A 24473-nucleotide genomic window follows, 5' to 3' on the forward strand; every position below is an offset into this window, starting at 1 on the left:
GGTAACGCCCCCTACCTCAGACACAGGGCCGAGCGGCAATCGCCGCCGCGGGCCGTCCTGTTGCACCACGAAGGGTTGACCCCATGACGCCGAACTCCCCCTCCGCTCCCAGCCGGAGACGATTCCTCGCCTCCTCCGTGGCTGTCGCGGCAGCCGTGGGCGGCGGGATGCCGCTCCTCGCCGCCTGCGGCGGCGCGTCTGGCGGTGCGAAGAACGAGGGCACGACCACGGGCAAGAAGCTGAAGGACCTGCTTCCCGCCTATGTGCCGTCGAAGGCGGTCACCCCGGACATCCCCAGCAAGAACGGCTCCGCGGTGGGATTCACCACCGCGCTCCCGGCCTCGGAGCTGGCGGTCTCGGTGCCCAAGAAGCTGGGCAAGGGCAGCGAGCTGAGCATCATGGCGCCGTTGTGGGGCACCTCGCCGGGTGAGGGCAACCCGTACTGGAAGGCGATGGACGAAGCGGCCGGCGTCAAGGTCAAGTGGCAGAACCAGGACGGCAACGTCTACGGCCAGAAGCTCGGCGCGGTGCTCGCATCCAGCGACATCCCCGACGCGGTCGTCGTCCCCAGCTGGGAGCTCAGCGGCAAGATACCGAGCGCCATCGCCAACAAGTTCGCCGACCTCGGCCCCTACCTCTCGGGCGACAAGGTCAAGGCCTACCCGAACCTCGCGGCCATTCCCACCGGCGCCTGGCAGCGAGCCATCTTCGCCGACAAGCTGCGCGGCCTGCCCATGCCCGCCGAGGCGACACCGAACATCACCCCCTTCTACCGAGCGGACATCTTCGAGGAGAAGGGGTACGAGGTCCCGACCACCACGCAGGAGTTCTACGACCTCTGCAAGGAGATCAACGCCCCCAAGAGCAAGGTGTGGGCGTGCGGCGACATGACGTGGTCGGCGTTCGTCTTCTTCGGGGTGCTGCCCGAGAAGCCGTACTACTGGAAGCTCGTCGACGGCAAGCTGGTCAACCGCTACGAGACCCCGGAGTACCTCGAGGCGCTGGAGTGGTCGCGCTCGCTGTACTCGGCCGGCTTCGTGCACCCGGACGCCAAGGCCGAGACGGGTGACATGCGGACGACCTTCTCCTCCGGCAATGCCCTCATGTACAACAACGACATCTCGGACTGGTACGCCGCGACCGCGGTCCAGCGGCTGGACAAGCCGGAGTTCCGGATGGGTGCGATGGACTTCTTCGCCCACGACGGCGGCGACCCGGTCATCTACGAGGCGCAGCCCTCCAACATCTGGTGCTTCGTCAACAAGAACGCGGACAAGAAGACCATCGAGGACGTCCTCGCCCTCGCCAACTACACCGCCGCCCCCTACGGCACCAAGGAGCAGCGCCTGAGGGCCTACGGCGTGGAGGGCACCCACCACACCCTCAAGGACGGCGTGCTCGTCAAGACGGAGCTGGGCAACAACCAGGTCTTCGCCACCTACGAGTACGTTGCTTCCCCGGCCCCCTTCCGGGCCTACCCCGACTTCCCGGACGTCGCCAAGGGCGTCATCGAGTGGCAGCAGCGTCAGGGCGCATTCCTCAAGAAGCCCCTCTTCCATGGCATGCAGATCCAGGAGCCGACCCGCTACACGGAGCTCAACGCTCAGTTCGAGGACCTGGAGAAGGACATCGTGCGCGGCCGCAAGAAGGTCAGCGACATGCAGCAGCAGGTCTCGGACTGGAAGACCAAGGGCGGCGACAAGCTTCGCGACTGGTACAAGAAGCTGCTCGACGAGACCGGTGAGTCGGCTTCCTGACATGTCACTGAGCACAGAGGACCGGCGCGCGCAGGATTCACGCACACCGTCGGCCGAGAAGAATGGCAGGAGCACGCGGCGCAGCAAGGTGACCGGGGCCATGCCCCTGCGTCACCGGCTGCGCCGGGACCGCACCCTGCTCCTGATGACCCTGCCGGCGATGGTGCTGCTGCTGGTCTTCGCGTACATCCCGCTGGCGGGCAACGTCGTCGCCTTCCAGGACTACGACCCGTACATAGCGGACAACGCCTTCCAGGCGATCGCGCAGAGCCCGTGGGTCGGCTTCGAGTGGTTCCAGCAGATGGTGAACGACCGGCTGTTCTGGTCGGCGCTGCGGAACACGCTGACGATCTTCCTGCTGCAGCTGACGCTGTTCTTCCCGGTGCCGATCCTGCTCGCGCTGTTCATCAACAGCTTCGTGCGGCCCCGGGTCCGGGCGGTGGCGCAGGCGATCCTCTATCTGCCGCACTTCTTCTCCTGGGTCCTGGTCATCACCGTGTTCCAGCAGATGTTCGGCGGCGCCGGGCTCATCGCGCAGACGCTGCGGGAGAACGGTCACGAGGGCTTCGACCTGATGACCGACCCCGGTCTGTTCAAGTTCCTGATCACCTTCGAGATGATCTGGAAGGACGCCGGCTGGGGCGTCATCGTCTTCCTCGCCGCCCTGGCGGCGGTCAGCCCGGACCTCTACGAGGCGAGCGCCATGGACGGCGCGAACCGCTGGCGCCGGATGTGGCACATCACGCTGCCCGCCCTGCGTCCCGTGGTGGCCCTGCTGCTGGTGCTCCAGGTGGGCAACGCGCTGACCGTCGGCTTCGAGCAGATCCTGCTCCAGCGCACCGCGGTCGGCCCGGGAGCGTCCGAGGTGCTCGACACGTACGTCTGGAACGTCGGCATCACCTACGGCGGGTTCAGCTACGCGGCGGCCGTCGGAATCGTCAAGGGAATCTTCGGTCTGCTGCTGGTCCTCGGGGCCAACAAGGTCGCCCATCTCATGGGTGAGCAGGGGGTGTACAAGAAGTGAGCAGCCTGCTCTCCGGTCTCACCGGACTCGCCGGGGTGAAGCCCGGCACACGCGGCCGTCTGCGTCCCGCGTGGGAGGAGGAACCGTCGAAGGCGGGTCTCGCCTCCAAGGGCGTGGTCCTGGTGCTGATCTGCCTCGGCGTCCTCCTCCCCCTCTGGGTGGTGATCGTCACCAGTCTGTCCTCGGTGAGGACCATCACGGATGCCGGCGGCCTGGTGGTGATTCCGCGCGGCATCACCTTCGTCGCCTACCAGGAGCTGCTGGGCGGCGGCCAGGTCACCCGGGCCGCGCTGGTCAGCGTCTGCGTGACCGTCGTGGGAACGGTCTTCAGCATGGCCGTGTCGGTCATGTGTGCCTACGGTCTCTCGCGCACCGGGACCGTGCTGCACCGGCCTCTGCTGGTGTTCATGCTGGCCACGATGTTCTTCAGTGCGGGGCTGATCCCCACCTACCTGGTGGTGCAGGGTCTCGGACTCACGGACTCGTATCTGGCGCTGATCCTCCCGAGCGCGCTGAACGTCTTCAACATCCTGGTCCTGCGCGCGTTCTTCATGAGCACCGCGCAGGAGCTGATCGAGAGCGCCCGCATCGACGGGGCCGGCGACTTCCGCATCCTGTGGCAGATCGTCATGCCGCTCTCGCGGGCGGTCATTGCGGTGATCACGCTCTTCTACGCGGTCGGCTACTGGAGCGCCTGGTTCAACGCCTCGATCTATCTCACCGACCCGGACATGCTGCCGCTCCAGAACGTGATGAACCAGCTGATCCTCAAGCAGGAACGGCCCACGGGCCTGACCCAGGTCATCAACACCGGCCATCTGTCCCTGCTCGCCGTCCAGATGGCCGTCATGGTCCTGGCGCTGCTGCCCGTGGCGGTCCTGTCGCCCTTCGTGCAGAAGCACTTCAAGGAAGGCATGCTCACCGGCGCCGTCAAGGGCTGAGCTCCATCCCCGTCCATCCACGTCACTCCCCCACCGGAGGGTCCTCGTCATGCGCGCTTCGCCCGTCCCGCAGCCAGAACCCGCACCGCGTCCCCGCCGCCGGACCGTCCTGGCCGGTGCGGCGGTGGCCGCGGCCGCGGCCGCCGTGCTGCCGGCGGCGGGCGCGGCCGGGGCCGCCCGGCGGCCCGGGAAGACCCAGCCTCACCACTGGCGCACCGCCGCCATCGGCGGGACGGGTTTCGTGACGGGCATCCTGTTCCATCCGGCCGTGCGGGGTCTCGCCTACGCCCGGACGGACATCGGAGGCGCCTACCGTTGGGACGACCGCAGGTCCCGGTGGACGGCGCTCACCGACCACATCGGCTGGGACGACTGGAACCTGATGGGGGTCGAGGCGATGGCCGTCGACCCGGCACACCCCGGCCGGCTGTACCTGGCCCTGGGTACGTACACACAGGCGTACGCCTCCCCGGGTGCGGTGCTCCGGTCCGAGGACCAGGGCGCGACCTGGACGCGCGCCGACCTCACCGTCCGCCTCGGGGCCAACGAGGACGGCCGGGGCTGCGGCGAGCGGCTCCTGGTCGATCCGCGCGACAGCGAGACGCTCTGGCTCGGGACGCGCCACGACGGGCTGCTGCGCTCCACGGACCGTGGGGCCACCTGGGCCGCCGACACGTCGTTCCCGGCCACGGCGTCGGCGGGCGGCCAGGGCGTCACCCTCCTGGTGGCGGCCGGCCGGACGGTGTACGCGGGCTGGGGGGACGGCGGCACCGCCCTCTACCGTACGAACACGTCGGGCGGCTGGGAGGCCGTCCCCGGACAGCCGTCGGGTGCGGCGACGAAGGTTCCGGTCCGTGCGGCGTACGACGCGGGCACGCGTGCGCTGTACGTGAGTTACGCCGACGGCCCGGGCCCCAACAACCAGGCCGACGGCTCCGTGCACCGGCTCGACACGGTGACAGCTACCTGGACCGACGTGACTCCGGTGGCACCGGGTGCCGGGGACGCGTTCGGGTACGGCGGGGTGGCCGTGGAAGCGGCCCGCCCGGGGACGGTCGTCGTCTCCACGAACAACCGCTGGGGTCCGGTGGACACCCTCTTCCGCTCCACGGACGGCGGGGCCAGCTGGACCTCACTCAAGGACACGGCGGTCCTCGACGTCTCGGAGACCCCGTTTCTGAGGTGGGGCGGCGAGCCCAAGTTCGGCTGGTGGATCCAGGCCGTGGCCTTGGATCCGTACGACTCGCGGCACATCGTGTACGGCACCGGCGCCACGATCTTCGGGACGCGCGACCTGGTGCACTGGGCGCCGGAGATCCGAGGTCTGGAGGAGACTTCGGTACGCCAGCTGATCGCACCGCCCTCGGGTGCCCGGCTGCTCAGCGGCCTGGGCGACATCGGGGTCATGTACCACGACTCCCTGACCGCCTCCCCGTCGCGCGGCATGGCGTCGAACCCCGTGTTCGGCACGGCGACCGGACTCGCCCTGGCCGCCCTGAAGCCGTCGTACGTCGTGCGGACGGGCTGGCCCTCGGGGTCCGACTCGGCCGGCGCGTACTCCCACGACGGCGGGGCGAGCTGGCAGCCGTTCGCCTCCCAGCCGGCGATCGCCCCTTCGGCCCCCGGCCCGGTGGCGGTCTCCGCCGACGGGGCGACGCTGCTGTGGTCGTTCGTCCACTGGGACGGCACCAAGTACCCCGCGCACCGCTCCACGGACGGCGGCGCGACCTGGGCCGAGGTGGCCACGTTCCCCAAGGGCGGCGCTCCGGTCGCCGACCCGCTCGACCCGGCCCGTTTCTACGTCTACGACACGGACACGGGCTCGGTCCTCCTCTCCACGGACCGGGGCGCGACCTTCACCGAAGGCGCGACGGGCCTCCCTTCGGGGGATGTGCAGTTCCGCATCGCCGCGGCACCGGGGCGCTCCGGCGACCTGTGGCTGTCCGCCAAGGACAACGGGCTGCTGCGCTCGACGGACGGCGGCCGCACCTTCACCGCGGTGGCGGGCTGCCAGGCCTCGTACGCCCTCGGATTCGGGAAGGCCGCCCCGCGGAAGGGGCGCGCCGGCTACCCGGCGGTCTTCCAGACCGGACGGGTCTCGGCGACGTACGACGGCGTGGCCGTGCTCCGCTCCGACGACGCGGGCGCGACCTGGGTCCGCATCAACGACGACGCCCACCGCTGGGGGTGGACCGGTGAGGTCATCACCGGCGACCCCCGCGTCCACGGCCGTGTCTATCTGGGCACCAACGGCCGCGGCATCCAGTACGCAGACCCCCAGTAGAGGAACGAGACGTCCATGCCGTCCCTGCACGACGCCACCCGTGGCCGCGTCCTCTTCGGAGGCGACTACAACCCCGAGCAGTGGCCCGAGGAGGTGTGGGCCGAAGACGTACGGCTGATGAGGGAGGCCGGGGTCAACTCCGTCACCGTCGGGGTCTTCTCCTGGGCGATGATCGAACCGCGCCCGGGGGCCCGTGAGTTCGGCTGGCTGGACCGGCTGCTGGACCTGCTGCACGCCAACGGCATCGGCGTCGTGCTCGCCACCCCCACGTCCTCGCCGCCGCCGTGGATGGGAGCGCTCCACCCGGAGACACTGCCGCGCACCGAGGACGGCTCGGTCGTCAACTACGGTTCCCGGCAGCACTTCTGTCCGAGCTCACCGGTGTACCGGCGCTACGCCGCGGCCCTCACCGAGGACCTCGCGGCGCGGTACGCGGACCATCCTGCGCTCACCGTCTGGCACATCAACAACGAGTACTGCACGCACTGCTGGTGCGACGGGACCGCCGCCCATTTCCGGCGGTGGCTGTCCTCCCGGTACACCACCCTGGAGGCACTCGACGAGGCCTGGGGCACGGCGTTCTGGAGTCAGCGCTACGGCTCCTGGGCCGAGATCCTGCCGCCGCGCCGGGCGCAGTACATGCGGAATCCGGCGCAGGAGCTGGACTTCAAGCGGTTCACCTCCGACGCCCTGATGGAGTGCTACACCGCCGAGCGGGACATCGTCGCCCGGCACACCCCGCACATCCCGGTGACGACCAACTTCATGCCGCTGTGGTCGGGCCAGGACGCCTGGGCCTGGGCGGAGCAGGAGGACATCGTCTCCGTCGACGTCTACCCGGATCCGACGGACCCGCGGGGCGGCCAGTACAACGCGATGCTCGCCGACATGACGCGCTCGCAGGCCCGTGGGTCCTGGATGGTGATGGAGCAGGCGGCCGGGCCGGTCAACTGGCGCACCGTCAACCACCCGAAGCCGGCCGGTCTCAACCGGCTCTGGTCGATGCAGTCGGTGGCCAGGGGCGCGGACGCCCTCTGCTACTTCCAGTGGCGGCAGTCCCGGCAGGGCGCCGAGAAGTTCCACTCCGGGATGCTGAGCCATGCCGGTGAGCACGGCCGCACCTTCCGCGAGGTCAAGCGCATCGGCGCCGAACTCGCCCTGATCGGCGGGGAGGTCAGCGGCACCGAGGTTCCCGCCGAGGTCGCAGTGCTGCACGACTGGGACGCCTGGTGGTCCAGCACCCAGGAGGGGCGGCCGTCCTCCCTCGTCTCGTACACGGAGCTGGTCCAGGCGTGGCACCGAGGCCTGTGGGAGGGCGGGTTCAGCACGGAGTTCGCCCGGCCCGACGCCGATCTGAGCGCGTACCGCATGGTGCTCGTGCCGCAGCTCCAGCTTCTCTCCGACGCGGCGACGGACAACCTCGTCGCCTACGTGCGGGGCGGCGGCACCCTGGTGTGCGGGTTCTTCACCGGTGTCGCGGACGTGGACGACCGGATCAGGCCGGGTGGTATGGACAGCCGGCTGCGTGAGCTGTTCGGCATCCGTACGGTGCACGAGTGGTGGCCCCTGGACGAGGGCGCGACGGTGGAGTGCGACGGCTTCCGCTCCACCCTGTGGTCGGAGGAGCTGGAACCCGACGGCAGCGCGGAGACGGTGTCCGCGTACCGCGGCGGGGAGCTGGACGGGCTTCCGGCCGTGCTGCGCAAGGGCACCGCGTGGTACGTCTCGACTCTGCCCGAGCCCGAGGCGCTGCGCGGCCTGCTCGGCCGGGCGGCGGCCGGGGCCGGGGTGCGCCCCGTGCTGGAAGGGCTTCCGGCCGGTGTCGAGGCGGTGCGGCGCGGCGAGCTGCTCTTCCTCCTGAACCACGGCCGCTCCCCGGCCGGGGTGAAGCTGCCGGGCCTCCACGTCGATCTGCTCACGGGTGCCGAGTCCGACGGCGTCGTCGAGCTGGAGCGCTACGGCGTGGCCGTGCTCAGAGACGCGTCCGCATGATCGACGGCACGTGGGAGCCCCGCCCCGCCACCCGCTGGGAGGACGCGTTCCTCAGCGGCAACGGCCGTCACGGGGCGATGGTGTACGGCGATCCCGCGGACGACCGGGTGATAGTGAACCACCACGGTCTCGTGCGGCCCAACGGCAGCGAGGACCTGCGTCCGCCGGAGCTCGCCGACGGGCTCGGCCGCCTCCAGGACGCGCTTCTGGCCGGGGACACGACCGCGGCCGAGGACTTCGGCGCGGGCCGTCCGCTGGTGTGGGTCCAGCCGTTCCACCCGGCGTTCCGGTCGCGTGTGCGGCGGGCCCGGGGGCTGCACGAGGCGGTCGCCGGATACAGGCGCGAGGTCGACTTCACGACGGGTGAGGTGACCGCGTCGTACGAGGCGTGGCGCAGCAGCGTCTTCGTGTCACGGGCCGACGACGTGATCGTGCAGCACGTCACCGACCTCGGGCTGACCGCCGACCTCGTGCTGGACCACTCGCTGCCGGGCGCCCCCGCGCATCTGGCGGTCGGCCGCTCCACCGTGCTGACTCCGCAGGGCGCGCACCTGGCTCTGCGGGTGGGCTATCCGGGCAGCGAGCTCGGGTACACGGGCGTCACGGTGGCGCGGGTGGACGGCGGCCGGGTGTCGGTGGCCGGCGAGGGAATCCGGATCGAGGGGGCGCAGAGCCTCACCCTGACGACCCGGGTCGTCAGGGGGCCGGGCCGTCCGGACCTCGGGGAGCTGTGGGCCGCGCTGCCCCGCGAGGACTACGCGACGCTCCTGGACCGCCACCGGCCGCTGCACCGGGCCGCGTACGGCCGGGCCTCCCTCGTGCTGCGGGACGCGGCGCCGGAGCGGGAGCTGTCCGGCAGCGAGCTGCTGCGCGCCCCGAAGTCTCCGGCGCTGCTGGAACGGCTTTTCGCGGCGGGCCGCTACCACCTGCTCTCCTCCTCGGGGGTGCTGCCGCCCCGGCTGACCGGCCTGTGGACCGGGGACTGGGACACCGCCTGGTCCGGAGCCTTCACCACGAACGCCAACCTCAACCTGCAGATCTCCTCCGCCGCGACAGCCGCCCTCCCGGAGGTCACCGAAGCCCACTCAGCCCTGATACAGGGGCAGTTGGCCGACTGGCGGGACAACGCACGGGCGCTCTTCGGTTCCCGGGGCATCGTCGCGCCGTCCCACACGGACGGGGCGTCGGGTCACACCCGGCACTTCCAGCGCGCCTATCCGCTGCATCTGTGGACGGCCGGCGCGGACTGGCTGCTGCAGCCGCTGCTGGAGCACGCCGAGGTGACGACGGGCTCCCCGGACGCCGCTCTGACCGGTGCTCTCGTCGAGGCGGCGCTGTTCTACGAGGACTTCCTCAGCCGCGAGGGCCCGGACGGGAACGTGGCCGTCGTGCCCTCGTACTCCCCGGAGAACCGGCCGGCCAACGCGAGCTGGGGCACGGTCAACGCCACGATGGACATCGCGGCCGCCCGCCACGCCCTGACGACGGCCGCCGAGCACGCCCCCGGTCACCCGTCGGCCGGACTCTGGCGGTCGCTCGCGGCCAGGCTCCCGGCGTACCTGGTGAACGAGGACGGGGCGCTCGCCGAGTGGGCGTGGCCGGGTCTGCGCGAGACGTACGACCACCGCCACCTGAGCCACCTCTACCCGGTGTGGCCGCTGGACGGGATCAACCCGTACGACACCCCGGAGCTGGCCGCGGCCGCACACCGCGCGCTGGAGCTGCGCGGTTCGGAGAACGACTCCGCGCACGGCCATCTGCACCACGCGCTGATCGCGGCCCGGCTGCGGGACCCGTCCCGGGTGTCGGCGGCTCTGGACGCGGTGCTGGGCGGCGACTTCTTCCACGACTCCCTGATGAGCGCGCACTACCCCTCCCGGAACGTCTACAACGCGGACGCGGCCCACACCCTGCCCGCGGCCGTGATCGAGTCACTCGTCCAGTCGGCGCCCGGCCGCCTGGTGCTGCTGCCGGCCCTGCCGGCGGCCTACCCGGCGGGCGAACTCAGGGGCGTGCGTACACGGTTCGGCGCGCACCTGGACCTGCGGTGGTCGGAGGACGGCGCCACCGCCGTGCTGCGTCCCACCCGCGACGCCCGCGTCGATCTGCGTACGGGCGACGGGCTCGCCCTCACCGAGACCTCCGCCGGAACCTCCCCGGCTCCGCTGGAGCTGACGGCCGGCGTGGACCGCGTCCTCACCCTGGGGGCGCGGTAGCAGTCCTCCATCCCCACATGGAAGGAACACCCCATGGCACGATCCACCCTGACCAGGCTGCTCCTGGCGCCGACGGCGGCCGTGGCCGCGCTGATCGGCTTCGCGGCGGCTCCGGCCCACGCCGCGATCTGGACCTCGTCGGAGCAGTGGGGCAACTACACCACGTCCGACAACTACATCCTCTACAACAACATCTGGGGCTCCGGAGCGGGCACCCAGACCATCTGGGCCAACTCGTCGAGCAACTGGGGCGTGACGGCGAACCACCCGGACACCGGTGGCATCAAGTCGTACCCGAACGCGAAGAAGATCGTCAACAAGCCGATCACGTCGCTCTCGTCGCTGGCCAGCGACTACAACGTGACCGTTCCTTCGTCCGGCGCGTACAACACGTCGTACGACATCTGGGACACGGACTACGACTACGAGGTCATGCTCTGGGTGAACTACAACGGTGCCGTCGGCCCGCTCGGCACCTCCCAGGGAACCGTCACCCTCGGCGGCCACACCTGGGCCGTCTACAAGGGCGACAACGGCGCCAACGAGGTCTTCTCGTTCCTGCGGACCTCCGACTCGTCCTCCGGCACCGTGAACATCCTGCCGATCCTCAAATGGATCAAGGACACCAAGGGCTGGTGGGGCAACGAGACCATAGGCGACGTCCAGTTCGGCTACGAGATCACCTCGTCGTCGGGCGGGCTGAACTTCACGACCAATGGGTTCAACGTCTCGTCGGGCTGATGCCGTCGGGACGGGCCGGGGGGACGCCCCCGGCCCGTCTCCCGGGCCTGTGTCACCGGCTCGGCGGGACGTCCTTGACGAACACGAGGCCGTCGCCTGCCGCCAGGTGGGCCGGGTCGAGCGGGGCGTAGCCGAACCAGGGGGATGCGCGGCGCGCCGGCAGTGTGCCGCCGAGGGCGGTGGCCAACCGCGGGGCGTCGATGACGCAGCGGTCCTCCGGGAGCCCGTACAGGATCCCCTCGACGGTGTCCGGGGGCGGGGTGCCCACTCCCTGGTGCCGGATCGTGCCGAGAGCCGTGGCCACGAAGGCGTAATCCTGGCCCAGCCGGGCGCTCACCAGCGCACCGGCGCTCCACCACTCGACCGGCCCCTGCCACATCTGCATCGTGCTCTTCTCCCGCTGGAGATGGGAGTTGTGGGCGTGGACGAAGACCGGTCCGCGCGCGGCGACGGCGAGGAGGTTGTGGGCCATCATCCCGTCCCGCAGCGCGCACAGCCGGGTCATGCGGGCCGGTGAGGTGTCGGCCATCCAGTGGTGGTAGCGCAGCAGGCCGGTGGCGGTCCGGCCGTACAGGCGCGCCCGGTCCAGGTCGTCCCGCGAGGTCGCCGTGACCAGATGCGGCGTCTGCGTGTCGAGCAGCGTCACCAGGTCGTCGGCGATCAGCCGCAGCCGGCTGGCGTCGGCCGACTGCCCCACGGACCGTGTCGGCTCCGTCATCGCGGCAGGATCGGTCCAGCGGTCGTCGGCCCCGAGCAGACCGTCCAGCGCTTCGGCCGTGCACGGGAGCAGTTCCGTGTCCACCTGGGCCGCGAGGTAGCCGTGGAGCGCGATGAGGGCCTGGCGTGGGCTCGCGGCGGCGGTGATCTCCAGGGGGCCGTCGAACCCCGCGAAGCGGAGCTGCTCGGACGCGGGCCGGCCGTCGTTGTGGGCGTGCATCCAGCGCACGAGCTCGCGGTTGGCGGCGGAGGTGCCCCAGCCGTGGCTGAACCCGTGGTCCATGACCTCGTCGAGGGTGCCCGTGCCCGAGGTGACGTAGTCGTCGACGAACAGGCCAGCCATGCAGTCGCTCTCGATCGCGATCGTCCGGTAGCCCTCCTGCTCGACGAGCTGGCGGAAAAGCTCGTTGCGGAGGTCGAGCAGGGTCTCCTCGCCGTGGGTGGGCTCGCCCAGGGCGAGCAGCCGGGGCCGGGCGGGGAGCAGCCTCAGCACAGCGGCGGCCTCGACGGCATGAACGGTGTCCTTGATGTCAGTAGCCATGGCTTCAACGCTATCTTTGAACCTTCGGTGGAAACTTTTACGCGTTATCGTCGGCGCTATGGGGCGAAACCTTCAAAGCGGTGCACGGCTCAGGCCGGTCGATCTGGCGCGCGGGCACGGTCTGTCCACGCAGGCCGTGAGGAACTACGAGGAGGCCGGCATCCTTCCGGCAGCCGACCGCACACCCCACGGCTACCGCACCTACACGCCGCTGCACGCGGGTGCGCTGCGCGCGTTCCTGGCCCTGGTGCCGGCCCACGGTCACCGCACGGCGACGTCGATCATGCGGGCCGTGAACGAGGGCGCGGCCGAGGAGGCGTTCCGCCTCATCGACGAGAGCCACGCCCAGCTCCTCGACGACCGGCGGACGCTCCGGGCCGTGGAGAGCGCCCTCCGTGACCTGGAGCCCGCCGCCGCGTCCGGGGCGGCCGCGGTGTCCGGCCCCGGCGGAACGTTCATCGGTCCGCTGGCGGGGAAGCTCGGCATCCGGCCCGCGACGCTCCGCAAGTGGGAGAGCGCCGGGCTGGTGCACCCGCGCCGCGACCCGCGGACCGGGTACCGCGTCTACGACGAGGCCGCCGTGCAGGACGCCGGAATGACCCACCAGCTCAGGCGCGGCGGCTATCTGCTGGAGCAGATCGCCCCGCTGATCGCCCAGGTACGGACGGCGGGAGGCCCGGAGCCGTTGGAGGCCACGCTGCGCGACTGGCACGGGCGGCTGTCCGCCCGGGGACGGGCGATGCTGGCCGGGGCGGCGGAGCTGGAGGCGTACCTCCGCGAACGCGCATGAGACGGGGCGGCCGTCTCCGTAACCGGCGTCTTCGCCCGTAGGGGTGACCGGTGTCAGCGCGTGTCGGGGCCGTATGCCAGCCAGCGGGCGGTCCGTGTCCAGTCGTCGGGCGGGGTCCCCTCCACAAGCGCCGCGAACCGCTCGGGGCGGGCCAGCAGCCGGCGGTCGCGGGGGTGCAGTGCCGTGTGCGCCAGGAGCCAGCCGGACAGCGCGTGCGGATCGAACGGGCCGGGCCCGCGCAGCTGCACGGTGTACGCCGCACGTGCCGCTTCCGGGTCCCCCGCGACCAGCAGCTCGTCGGCCGACGGTGACCGGCCGGCCTCGAACTCCCGCAGCTGGTAGAGACGGGCGCGGTCGTCCTGCCAGTACGCACGGCCCGGATTCCGCACGACCAGCGCCTCACCGCCCCGCACGGGGACGGCGCCCGCGCGCAGCGCCTTGAGGAGTCTCCCCCGGTCGTCCTCGCCGCACCGCAGGTTGCGCAGCCGCCACTCCACCCGGTGGCTGACGGCGGACGCCCGCGCCCTGGCCACGGTCGCGGGTTCCAGCGGTTCCCTCAGCCAGCTGTCGACCGTCTCGGAGAGCCGGGTGACCAGCCGCAGGCCGGGTTCGGTGAGCCGGGCCTGTGTCGCCAGGGTGCGCAGGACCATACGGGTCTGGAGCCGGCGCATGGCGAAGAGGTACGGCGCCCGCCCGTGCGGGTCCGCCCCGGTGTCCCCGATCCGCTCCCGCCAGAATCCGGTGACGCCGACGAAGGCGTACGCACCATGGAGGAGACCGGGCAGATGCCGGGGGTCGGCGCGCCAGGGCGCGTAGTGGCGCTCGGTCCGGTCGTCGTCGAGGAGTGGGAAGAGGTGGAGCAGGGCGCCGAGTTTGCTGTGCTGGAATTCGTGGACGAGGGTTTCCGCGAGGGCGAGACCGTCCGGCGGCCGGGCGATCACCATGGAGGCGAAGGCGTCACCGGTCGAGGCGCTGAGCCCCTCGGCCGGCACGGGGAGCTCCACGTCGCCGTGCTTGGCGTTCCAGGGCACGATGCGGCTGATCTCCTCGGGCCGCAGCCCCCCGGGGCCGCTCGTCGCACCCCGGCCCAGGATGGCGACGGCATCGCGGAACAGCCGCTGCCAGGACCGCAGTTCATCCGGTTCGAGACGGCCGGGGGCTATCGGCTCGTCCAGGTCGCGGTAGGGATCGAGGTCGTCGAGCTGGACGGTGCGCGTCCCCGCGCCGGTGTCCAGCCGGTGCACCGGAAGCCAGTGCGGCGATTCCAGCTCGGTGAGCGGGCGTACGGCGATGTCCGGCCCGCGCCCGGTCCGTACGGTGAAGGTTCCGCCGGACACCGAGACCCGCACCGGGTGGTAGTCGTCCTCGTCCGGGCCGGGCAGCCGGACCATTCCCAGGGCGGGCAGTCCCACGGTTCTGCCCCGCGCGGGCAGGAGGAGTTCGGCGTCCGTACCCGCGTGGACGGCCGCCGCCGCGGCGACCGCGGCGATCTGCCCGGCGTCGGCCCACAGGGGCGGCCCGGAGGCCGAGCCGTGCAGCCGGCGGAGTGTGTGGGCGAGCCAGCTGCCGACCTGGGGGGTCAGCAGGAGCGTCTCGACCGGCTCGGGGGCACGGTCGGCGGCGGCCTCCAGCGTGAGCCAGACCGTCCGTGCGTCCAGAGGGCCGAGAATGCGGGGGTCCGTCTCGAAGAGGTCGAAGAGCTCACGCAGGAGCAGGAGACGGCGCGTACGTTCGCCCCGGACCAGGAACGCGACGGCCTCGGGCGAGCCGCCGCCCGTGGCGATCTCGTCGAACAGGGCGCCGGGCATACGGATCGGGGCGTACATCTCGCTCCCTGTCGTGGACGGGCTTCTTCGCGGCGGCCGCCTCACTACTCGGCCCGCCCGGGTTCACCGCCTCCCATCGCGTTCGTGCGCTCACGCCGGAGTTCAGCGAGCAGCCGTGCCGCCCCCTCCGGGGCAGGCAGGCGCCTCAGGTCGGCAACGCCTACGGAGGTCAGGTCCATCAGGTCGGACTCGAGGTGATCGGGCAGGCCGTCGGCGGGCACCGGCTGGTACAAGGCGCGCTCCCCCTTCGCGAGCGGTGGCACAGGATGCCACCGTTTACTCCATCATGACGACTGAGACCCCTTCCCGAAACCCGTGTGATCACGCCAGCAGATCACATTCCAGGCCCCGGGTTCGCAAGGAAGTCCTGTATGGCTGACGTGAGTTCGGCCGCGCGGACGGGGTCGTCATCGATCAGCGTCACCGCTTCGTACAGGCGCTGGAGACCGTCCGGATGCGCCTTGAGGGCGCGGAAGATCCCGATCACATCCGTGCGCGGCACGAGGTGCCTAGGCATCCGGCCGACGATGGCGGCAGGCAACTCGTTGACCAGCGTCTGCCGTTCGTCACGGTCACTCATCAGCGGATACGCCATCAGGGCCGTGACGATCCTGGCGGCCGGAGGCTCCGCGGGTCTGCCGGACGGTGCCCGGCCGAAGGGCGGGAGCGGCGGAACGCGCTCGGAGTACCCCGGCGCCTCCAGGCGGAGGCCGGGGGTCTGATCGGTGAGGCCCGCCTCCCGGAGCGCGCTCATCCTCGCCTTCACCGCACCGAAGAGGGGCAGGGGTTCCGGCAGCGGATCGTCTTCCAGCTCGCGCAGAACGATGTCCGAGAACAAGCCGAGCCGACGCTCGGGATCGTTGCCCGCCCGCTGCCCGCGACCAGCGGCGAACAGCAGGGTCTGCTCGTGCGCGGCCACCCGTGCCCCGGTGGGAAAGCGCTCGGTGGACGGCGACTGGGGGAAATGGTGCTGTTCGTCGAAGGTGCGGCAGGCGTCGACCATCCACATCTGCACTCCGAGGCCGGGCGTCGCATCGCTCCTCAGCCGCGTGAGCGCGGAATCGACGTCTATGGCACGCCGGTCGGTGAGGGTGGCGTCGGCTGTGTAGAGCGCCGTGTTCTCGTTCGTGTCCAGCACGCCGTGGCCGCCCCACCACACCCACAGCGCCTGCGCCCCGCTGTCCGGGGCGTCCTTGATGAAGGCGCGCCTCAGGGAGTCATGGTCGGCCTGCCGGAACGGCACGTCGTCAGGAGCGTTGCCCGGCAGGGGTGCGAGATGCAGCTGGATGTTGGTGCCGGGCACTCCGCGGGCCAGCAGCCAGTCGCGGAAGCGCAGGGCGTCCCGGGCGGGGCCCGGGAGGTCCCAGCCGGAGCCGGCGGCGTACTGCTCGATTCCGACGACCAGGGCGAAGATGCGGTCCGGTCGGATCGTTCCGCGGTTCACGGCAGCCGCTCCCCGATCGCACGGTAGACAGCAGGGTCGGTCCAGTAGGCGCTGTGTGCCACGGGGAAGGGCTGCCGGCTGTCGGTGGCGACGTCCTGGGCCCGGCCGGGGAAGAGCGGCTCGGCGGCATACCCCAGCAGATCCCGGCGGTCGTAGAGATTCAGCCACGGTGGCACGTGATCGGGCAGCGGATCCGGATGGGCGAGCGAGGGAAGCGCCCCCGTCTCGTACAGGAAGGGGCCCTGCGAGCCGACGGTTATGAGGAGCTCGACACCGGGCAGCGGGCCGGATATGAGGGTGTCGAGCGAGACGATGCCGCCGAGGCTGTGCCCGAGCAGGACGACGGGCGGTTCCAGTGCGGCGACGAGGTCACGCAGACCCTGGCGCATGTCCCCACCCCGGGCGAGGTATTTGAGGATGTCGCCGGCGGCGGGGTGCGCTGCGTCCGTGAGCGCACGGCGGCGTCGTACGGCGTAGCGGGATCCGAGGTGTACGAGCGGCCGTCCCGCCATCCGGAGCAGCGGGCCGCGGTCCGTGCCCGCCGGTGCGGCGCCCAGGCGACCGGCCAACGCGGCGACGGCTGCGTCCCTCATGTCGCCGCCGGTCAACACGGGTCGGTCTGCGGCGAGTTCGGAGCCGATCACGGTAGCGGCCAGCGCCCGGGCAAGCACCCACGCCAGGGTCTCCTGGTCCAGGGCCTCGGCGGCGGGGCCGATCAGGGGGCTGTGCGCCAACTCCGTTGCCCTTTCCCGGAGTCCGGGGCCCAGCGCGTCCGCCTGCGGCTCGCCGTGTGCCGCGAGCGCACGGAGGAGCGACCGCGGACGTTCGTCCGGAAACGCCGCACCGGGCGGCGTGACGCGCGGGCCGGACCCGGCCGATGCCATGGCCAGTTCGGCCGAGGGGTCCTCGTACAGCCGGGCCCACTCGTCGGTCTCGTCAAGGTCGTCGGGATCTCCGGTGCTCCGGCCGGTCCCGGCGCCGGGGGCGGCCGGGATGCTGGCACCGTCCGCCGCGAGTCTCGCCCCGTACCGCCCGCCCCAGTCGTACGCGACCAGACGCCCACCGGGCGCTGCCGACGCCAGCCCTGATGTGATCCGCCCGAGTAGCTCGCCGAGGTGTGGTTCACGCACGCCTGTGCCGTGGATGAAGACCACCGTGGTCATGTGTCCGCTCCCGTTGCCTCTTCGCTGCGTCCTTGCCCGCCGCCACGAGGTGGTGTGGTGGGCAAGGACGGCGGTTACCCGGTCGTCACATCGGCAGCGGTGTGATGTCGCATTCGATGCGTTGGTGGAGCCTGGCCGAGGTGTGCCAGGGATGGTTCGCTCCGAGCAGACGCGAAAGTCCCTGCACAGCGGCGCGGTTGAGTCGGTCGGCCTCGTCGGACTCACCGAGCCCGCGCCGGTCGAGCGCCAGGTTGGCCATGCAGGCGAGGGTCAGCGGATGTTCGGGCCCGGCCGTCTCGGTGAGCATGGGGAGCAGGGCCGAGTCGGCAGCCATGGCCTGAGCGAAGTCCAGGCGCGCGTAATGGTCGTTGGCCCGGCACATTCCGGCAGTCAGTGTGTTGATGTGCTTCGGCCCCAGAGTGCTTTCCAGGCCTTCCAAGGCCGGAGCGTCCAGTGCCTCCGCGCGGTCCGTGTCTCCCTGAGCCCGAAGGGTCGCGGCCAGATTGACCCTGGCGAACTGGGTGTACGGGTGATTTTCGCCGAGCACCTTGCGGTATGCGGCCAGCGTCTGCTCACCGAGCTCCCTGGACCCCGCCAGGTCACCGTTCAGCCTGCGCTCGACCATGGCGTGGATCGCGGCGCCGAGCGCGTCGGTGTTGTTCAGACCGTAGCGGGTGGTGAACCGTTCCAGGGTCTGCTCCGCGAGGTCGGCCCCTCCCTCCACCACGCCGGCCCTGCGCCGGCACACGGCGAGATTCAATGCCGCGCGGATGGTCGCCGCGTTGGTCTCACCGAAGTGGGTCACATAGGGAAGATAGTTGGACTCCTGCAGCGCACGGGCACCCAGGAAGTCCCCTGCCTCACGCATGTCGATGGCCAGCCCGTTCAACGTGTTGAGCGTGAGCGCGTTCACCGGCCCGTACAGCAGTTCCCTCTGTCGCGCGGTCTCCTCGTCGATCTCCCGTGCGGCTGCGAAATTGCCGATCAGCCGCAGTGTCACACCGTAGTCGTGCGCGGCGCTCAGCGTGGTGGGGTCCTCGGGCCCGAACAGATCACTGGCCCGGGTGAACGCCTCCTCGGCCAGTTCGCGAGCCTGGGCGAATTCACCGCGGTGCCGCAGCGCCCCCGCCATCTGCCACATGGAGTCGACGAGTTCCTCGTCCGGGATGTCCGCACCGCGCGAGATCGTCAGCGCGCGCTCGTTGTGCACGACGCCCTCAGCGGGTCGCCCGAGCAGCCGCAGGTAGAAACCGAGGAGCTTGGTGATCCTGATGACGTGCAGGTCCTCGTCACCCGACTGGGCACGCCACGCGGACCAGGCAAGCCGCGCCTGGGCGGCGCCCGATTCGTGCGCGCCCCAGTAGTAGAGGAAGAACACCATGTCGTAGACGAGGTCACGGACCCACGCGTCGGAGCTCTCCACCGCCCCGGACGCGATCACATGCGGGAGGATCGCCTGGTAGGCGGGCCACTGGTCCGGCGAGGCGGGTGCGCCGGGCTTGGCCGTCGTGAGCAGCAGGTGGGCCGCCCGCGTCATCCTGGCCCGCTCCTCGGGGTCCATCCTGGCCACGATCACGTTCTGCATCAGCCGGTGCATCTGCAGGGTGGAGGTCTTGTGGTCCAGCCTCACCAGCGACAGCTTGCTCAGGTCACGGGTGGCGCGGGCCAGCAGCAGGGGGTCGCGCAGGACCGGGTCGAGCTCGGGGGTGACCTCGACGTTGCGCCCGCCCCTGAAGAGGTTGAGCGGGATGGGTTCAGGCGCCATGCAGGCGCAGATCTCCAGGAGTTGACGTGCCGCCGGGTTGTCCTGCGAGAGGCGTCCGAGGGAGATGTCCCAGACCGCTGCGACGGGGAGCGGATAGTCGGGTGACGGGTCGAGCTCGAGGATCTCGGGCCGGCGTTCGTCCAGGAGGGTGAGGTATTCGTCCACCTGCATCCCGGTGGCGGCGTGCCAGGCGCCCGCCTGCTCGACCGCGAGGGGCAGGTCGCCCAGCGCGGCGGCGAGCCGGTCCGCGTCCCCGGAGCTGAGGCCGCGGGCGCGGCGCTGCAGGAGTGCGATGCTCTCCTCGCGGTCGAAGACGTCGACGCTCAGGGGGGTGGCGACGCGTTCCCACTCGCGGTTGCGTGAGGTCACGATGATCTTCCCCGGCCCGCCGTTGGGGAAGTAGGAGCGTACGGCCTCGATGTCCTCGGCGTTGTCGAAGACGAGCAGCCAGTTGTCGAACGGCTTGCCCGTACGAAGGGCCTCGCGCACGGCGGGCACGGCGGCGTTGGCCTGCGGTCCCACCTCCAGGCCGAGGCTGCGGGCCAGGTCGGCGAGAGCGCCCAGGATCAGGTTCTCCTGCTCCGAGGGGATCCACCAGATCACATTGAACTCGCCGCTGTGGCGGTACACGTATTCGACGGCGATCTGCGACTTCCCGACACCGCCCATGCCGTGCAGCGCGTGCGGGAGAACGGCTGTGGTCTCGTCCTCCCGCAACTGCCGTTCCACTGCCGCCAGAAGACTCTCCCGCCCGGTGAAGTTCGGGTTCTTCGGGGGCACGTTGCCCATGATCTTCGGCTGGCCCGTACGGACGAACCGGAGCTCCGGTGTGAGGGCGCGCGTGCCCGCCTCGACCCGATCCTGCTCGGTGTCTACGGGTGGTGTCGTCGACGACACAGATCCTCCTGGTGGAACCGTCGGATGCGACGGGGAAGCGGGGCCGATCTCGTTCACATCAGATGCCTCTTTATCATCTATTGTCGCCCCCGCCGACCCTCCCGCGCCGTGCAGCAGCTCGCTGTTGACGAGCGCCGCGCGCCTCCGGTACGGCATGCCTCCCAGCGCGCGGAGTACGGCCAGTTCGATGCGCAGCCACGCGGGGCCGCCCCCCGCGTCCGGAAGCGCGGCCTGCGCCGGATCGCGCAGCGCGGCGCGCAGCCGTACGCCCTGTGCCCGGCTGGCCCGCGACTCCGCGAGCAGGCCTACGGCCCGGGCGAGTTGGGTGCGGTTCCCGGTGGCCAGCAGTGCCTCGCGAATGCCGTCGGCGAAGTCGGGACCGCCTTCTCCGTCCCGCTCCCAGTCGATCAGGCCGCCCATCATCACCTCGGCCAGGTGCTCGGGGCGGGACTCGGGAAAGGCCTGGGCGCGCAGCTCCTCGATGACGTCGAAGCGCAGGGGCGCCACCGCCAGCAGGACGGCGAGGTGCCGTGCGAGCGGGCTGGCCAGCGCGACGAATCTGCGGACGGCGTCGGCCGCCTCGCGCGGGCCCTCGATCCTCGGCGCCCGCAGCCCGGCCGCCGCCACTCCCTTGGCCATCGCGCCGGCCAGGACCACGGGCAGTGTCCGCCGCACGCCGCGTTCGCCGGTGACCAGGTCCGCCCAGGCGCGGAACGAGCCGGGGCGCAGGCTGAGGACCGGTACAGCCACGGATCCGTCACCCGTGTCGGGCAGGATGTGCGCGTGCTCCGGTACTCCGTGTGGTGGGTGGCAGAGGAAGTGGCGGTTGAGCGCCCCGAATCCGGCGGCGTCGAGCCGCGCCCGGAAGGGGTAGACCGAGGAGCGGTGGCGCAGGTACGGCGGCAGCAGATGGACGAGCGCCGTCGGCCCGGCCGCGGAGAGCCGCCCCAGCAGTTCGTCGGCGCCGCCCTCGGCCCATCCGGGTGCCAGCCCGTCGGTCACGACGAGGAACAGCCGTGTCCCCCTGCCGTCCAGGAGTTCGGCCGGGTCGGCCCTCCTGTTGCCGGGCCAGCGCAGCTCGGGCGGTGCCGCGCCGGGCAGCAGGACATCGACCGTACGGACGTCCCGGAAGGCACCGCTGCGGACCGCCTCGTCGGTCAGCTGACGTAAGGAGCTGTCCCAGACGGGCATGGTGGGCGCCCTGTCCACGAGCAGCATCAGGTCGAAGGCGCGTTCCTGGACCGGGTCGAGGTAGGGGATCCACAGTCCGTCGATCACACCGTTCTCGGCGGTGCGGGCCTCGTCCAGCCGGCTTTCGTGGCGCGACGGCACGCGCCGGCCCAGGCCTCGCAGGGCCTTGGCCAGGGGCAGCGGGACGACGCGCCGCGTGGGGCGCGCATCATCCGGAGCGAGGGTGTCGGGCCGGCCCTGCCGCGATGCGAAGGCGTCGAGCAGTTCGATGTCCCGCGGGTCGGCTCCCGGGTGGCTCGCGGCGGGCACCGTGTCCTCCGCGCCCTGCTCGAACGGAGGAGCCGCGACCTCGGGGAGGGCACTGTCCATATCGTCCGGTAAGGGCGCGGGGTCCGGGTCGGTCCCCCCGTCCGCTCCACCGCCCGCGCGGTGCCAGGCCGCCGCGAGCCAGACGGCGTCGGCGAGGTCCTGCCAGCTCGCCTCGCCGTCGGTATGGTGGAGGTCGCCGCCGCCGCTCGGCGCGGGCGTCGTGTCCGGGGCGCGTTCCCGTGGCGAGCCGTGCATCAGCGGCCTTTCGAGAGGTCGCGGAGAAGCATCTCGATGAGCTTACGCCCGTCACTGTCGTCCCGGAATCCGTGGGCCGTGGTGAGTTGGACGGCGTTCAGCAGCTGGTCGACGGACTGGGTGCCTCCGCCTTCCAGGCGCCTGACGAAGTCGTCCACGAGGCCGTCGACGCCTTCGGGGCGCCGGCCCAGATGGCTGATGACGATGGACACGAGGTGTTCGCGGCTGGGCGGGCGCATCTCCAGCGGCAGGCACCGGCGCCGGAAGGCGGCCGGGAACTCACGTTCGCCGTTGCTCGTGATCACGACCACGGGGAACTCCGCGCACTCGACCCGGCCCGCCTCGATCACGGCCCGGCCCTGGGGGTCGTCGGTGAAGACGGACAGCTCGGCCACGCCGGCGCGTACCAGTTCGGGGATCTCGTAGCTGCCGTTCTCCAGGACGTGGAGCAGGTCGTTGGGCAGGTCGATGTCGCTCTTGTCCAGCTCGTCGACGAGCAGCACCCTGGGGCGTCCGTAGGCGAGCAGGGCCGTGCCGAGCGGGCCGAGGGTCACGAAGTCCCCCAGGTCGGGGGCGCTGCCCGTGCCGCTCTCCGCCTCCGGGGTGCCTCCGGCACGCCATGCGGCGATGGCCTGGGCACGCCCGATGGCGTCGTACTCGTAGAGCCCGCCGCGCAGTGTGGTGCGGCTGACGATGCTCCAGGGCAGCACCCGGCCGAGCCCCAGTTCCTGGGCGATCAGATACGCGAGGGTCGACTTGCCCACTCCGGGAGGCCCGGTGATCAGCAGGGGGCGCCGCAGCAGAAGCGCGGCGTTGACCGCGTTGATCTCCTCCTCGCGTAACTGCGGGCCCTCCTGCACGGTGCCGAGCCGGCGCAGCGCCGACTGCGCGTCGTCCGGGGGGTCCTGCTGCAGCGGGCTTCCGGCGAACACCCGCCAGGGCGGCGGCTGCGGCAGCTCCGGCGGCTCACCGGCCGGGGGCTGCCCCGTCGCGTGGAACACCCTCCAGGAGGGTGGCGTGACGGACTGCGCTGCCGAGGCCTGCTCGGTCATGCTGTCAACTCCTCGCAGTCGACCAGGCGGTACGGGTCGTCCCAGAAGAACGCCATGTACTTACCCACGGAAAGGCTGTCACGCCCCAACTCCTCGGCCTCCTGACGGATCTGACTGACTTTCGACGGGAGCTGGGCCGGCGGATGTGCGAGCAGGAGGGTCAGCACCTGGCCGCACAGGTCCGGGCTGTCCGGTCTGCGGTCCCAGGCCGCCAGCCCGATCCCCTGCTCGATGGCGATGCTGAGCGCGTCCATACCGTGGCCCGGCAGGGCGGGAACATCGAGTATGACCGCGGTCAGACGCGGGTTCCCCGCGAGTCTGGCATGCCAGTGCTCCAGACGGTCACCCTGCTGCCCGTGCCACCGGTGGGTCTCCGCCACGCCGACCTTCTTGAGCTGTGTCCACCGGGCCCGCCACCGGCCGAGCTCCACCGTGTCACGGGCCCTCATGCGCTCGAGGCTCCGCAGATGGACATGGTAGCGAAGGGCGATCGGCATCCGGACATGAGACCGCGTACCCAATGTGATGCCCGCCATGTCGTGATTCAGGAATTGGAGGGGGAGGACGAACTCGATCTGCACCGGGGGATCGTTCTCGCTCTCCGAGACATCCGCCCAGCGTGAGGCGCCCTGGCTGATCGCCCGTTCGACCGCACCGGCCAGGGCGTCGAGGCTGGTGCGTTCGATGTCTCCCGCCACGGGCTCCCAGTACCCCGGCGCGGCATTGACCCAGTGACGTACATAGACATCAGCCGAACTGTCGTCGGCGGGCTCCACCATCACGACGAGACAACGTGACACGTACGGGTCGGCCGCCGGCCGGGCAGCCATCGCGCGCCTCCGCTCCTCCAGCGCCCGCACGGTGTCCGGGCCGGCTTCACGGACCCACGCGTCCGACCAGTCCCTGAGCTCCTCGCGAAGCACCGGCTGGGCCAGCGACGCGGTGGCCTCGACGAGCACCAGCGCCGGGGGCAGACCGTCGGCCTGGGTGTTCACGGTGCACAGGTGGTCGAAGAGCTGGACCGGCGTCCGGCCGAACGGCACGTCGGCCCCGAGTTCGTGGTTCAGGATCGCGTGCAGGCGGGCCTCGTCGACGCGCCACACCTCTCCGAGCAGCCGGTGGGCCTCCCGCACCGCCTCAGGAGTGAACTCCTCGGCCGACAGGGCGGCTTCCACGATCCGTGTCAGCTGGGTCGCGCACTCGTGGCCGGCGATGGCGCGCACGGCGGAGATCAGCGCTTCGAGGCCCTTCTCGTGCTTCAGCAGTTCCCGGAGGAAGGACAGCATGTCGGCCCGCGGGTTCTGCCGCCGGTAGACGATCTCCGTGCCGACATGCTCCGCGGCGAAGGCGATGAACTGTCCGCACTGGTCGCGGTCGGTCACGAAGTCCTGCTCGCACAGGAAGTCGACCAGCGCGACGATGAGTCGCGTCCTGGCCTCGCCCGGCCCATCCCCTCCGGACAGCCCGTTCCCCACCACCGACCACCCCCGTCGAGCCGGTACCACCTTCATGACAGATCGCGAAGTTATCACGCCGGATATTCAGCAACCAGGTTCACTACAGGCCCT

Annotated in this window: 16 protein-coding genes; 8 read left to right on the top strand and 8 right to left on the bottom strand. The window is 71.1% G+C overall.

The window, feature by feature from the left end:
* Window positions 1-83 precede the first annotated feature (83 nt).
* Genes ACIBCU_RS12645 through ACIBCU_RS12675 form a run of 7 tightly spaced genes read left to right on the top strand, consistent with a single transcriptional unit; the run spans window position 84 to window position 10955 of the window.
* Complete coding sequence (locus tag ACIBCU_RS12645) at window positions 84-1757, top strand: extracellular solute-binding protein (protein ID WP_399231089.1); 1674 nt, start codon at window positions 84-86, stop codon at window positions 1755-1757.
* Window position 1758: 1 nt separating this feature from the next.
* Entirely contained in the window at window positions 1759-2781 is a 1023-nt protein-coding gene (locus ACIBCU_RS12650; protein WP_399231091.1) for an ABC transporter permease, read from the top strand.
* Between the two features lie 5 nt (window positions 2782-2786).
* A complete protein-coding gene (locus ACIBCU_RS12655) occupies window positions 2787-3722 on the top strand; it encodes a carbohydrate ABC transporter permease (protein WP_362938636.1) in 936 nt (311 codons plus the stop codon).
* Between the two features lie 49 nt (window positions 3723-3771).
* Window positions 3772-6006, top strand: a complete 2235-nt coding sequence (locus ACIBCU_RS12660; protein WP_399231093.1) for a 1,4-beta-glucanase — start codon at window positions 3772-3774, stop codon at window positions 6004-6006.
* 15 nt (window positions 6007-6021) lie between these two features.
* Window positions 6022-7998: a beta-galactosidase gene (locus ACIBCU_RS12665; protein WP_362938582.1), complete on the top strand. Its 1977-nt coding sequence runs from the start codon at window positions 6022-6024 to the stop codon at window positions 7996-7998.
* A complete protein-coding gene (locus tag ACIBCU_RS12670; RefSeq protein WP_399231095.1) occupies window positions 7995-10214 on the top strand; it encodes a glycosyl hydrolase family 95 catalytic domain-containing protein in 2220 nt (739 codons plus the stop codon). The genes ACIBCU_RS12665 and ACIBCU_RS12670 overlap by 4 nt, the downstream gene beginning before the upstream one ends.
* A 33-nt stretch (window positions 10215-10247) precedes the next feature.
* Entirely contained in the window at window positions 10248-10955 is a 708-nt protein-coding gene (locus ACIBCU_RS12675; protein WP_399231097.1) for a hypothetical protein, read from the top strand.
* 52 nt (window positions 10956-11007) lie between these two features.
* Here the strand turns inward: ACIBCU_RS12675 and ACIBCU_RS12680 are convergent, their stop codons facing one another.
* Window positions 11008-12213, bottom strand: coding sequence for an erythromycin esterase family protein (locus tag ACIBCU_RS12680; protein WP_399231099.1), 1206 nt, complete (start codon window positions 12211-12213; stop codon window positions 11008-11010).
* A gap of 58 nt (window positions 12214-12271) precedes the next feature.
* On the opposite strand from ACIBCU_RS12680, the gene ACIBCU_RS12685 reads away from it, so the two are divergent.
* Window positions 12272-13003, top strand: coding sequence for a TioE family transcriptional regulator (locus tag ACIBCU_RS12685; protein ID WP_399231103.1), 732 nt, complete (start codon window positions 12272-12274; stop codon window positions 13001-13003).
* Window positions 13004-13056: 53 nt separating this feature from the next.
* Here the strand turns inward: ACIBCU_RS12685 and ACIBCU_RS12690 are convergent, their stop codons facing one another.
* From ACIBCU_RS12690 to ACIBCU_RS12720, 7 genes are all read right to left on the bottom strand, one after another.
* A complete protein-coding gene (locus ACIBCU_RS12690) occupies window positions 13057-14829 on the bottom strand; it encodes an HEXXH motif domain-containing protein (protein WP_399231105.1) in 1773 nt (590 codons plus the stop codon).
* Between the two features lie 44 nt (window positions 14830-14873).
* Window positions 14874-15062, bottom strand: a complete 189-nt coding sequence (locus ACIBCU_RS12695) for an aldo/keto reductase (RefSeq protein ID WP_362938565.1) — start codon at window positions 15060-15062, stop codon at window positions 14874-14876.
* A 101-nt stretch (window positions 15063-15163) separates the two neighbouring features.
* Window positions 15164-16273, bottom strand: a complete 1110-nt coding sequence (locus tag ACIBCU_RS12700) for a caspase family protein (protein ID WP_399231107.1) — start codon at window positions 16271-16273, stop codon at window positions 15164-15166.
* Window positions 16270-17436 (bottom strand): hypothetical protein, encoded by a 1167-nt coding sequence (locus ACIBCU_RS12705; RefSeq protein WP_399231109.1) that lies wholly within the window; start codon window positions 17434-17436, stop codon window positions 16270-16272. Before ACIBCU_RS12705 ends, ACIBCU_RS12700 begins: the two co-directional genes overlap by 4 nt.
* An 85-nt stretch (window positions 17437-17521) precedes the next feature.
* The gene (fxsT, locus tag ACIBCU_RS12710; protein WP_399231111.1) at window positions 17522-21853 is read right to left on the bottom strand and encodes an FxSxx-COOH system tetratricopeptide repeat protein; all 4332 of its coding nucleotides are present in this window, start codon (window positions 21851-21853) and stop codon (window positions 17522-17524) included.
* Window positions 21853-22905 (bottom strand): AAA family ATPase, encoded by a 1053-nt coding sequence (locus tag ACIBCU_RS12715; protein WP_399231113.1) that lies wholly within the window; start codon window positions 22903-22905, stop codon window positions 21853-21855. Before ACIBCU_RS12715 ends, fxsT begins: the two co-directional genes overlap by 1 nt.
* Window positions 22902-24416 carry a hypothetical protein gene (locus ACIBCU_RS12720; RefSeq protein ID WP_399231114.1) on the bottom strand — a complete coding sequence of 505 codons (1515 nt, stop codon included), beginning with the start codon at window positions 24414-24416 and terminating at the stop codon, window positions 22902-22904. The genes ACIBCU_RS12715 and ACIBCU_RS12720 overlap by 4 nt, the downstream gene beginning before the upstream one ends.
* Window positions 24417-24473 lie beyond the last annotated feature (57 nt).

It is taken from the genome of Streptomyces sp. NPDC051064 (assembly GCF_044455985.1).
In the GTDB taxonomy this organism is placed as follows: domain Bacteria; phylum Actinomycetota; class Actinomycetes; order Streptomycetales; family Streptomycetaceae; genus Streptomyces.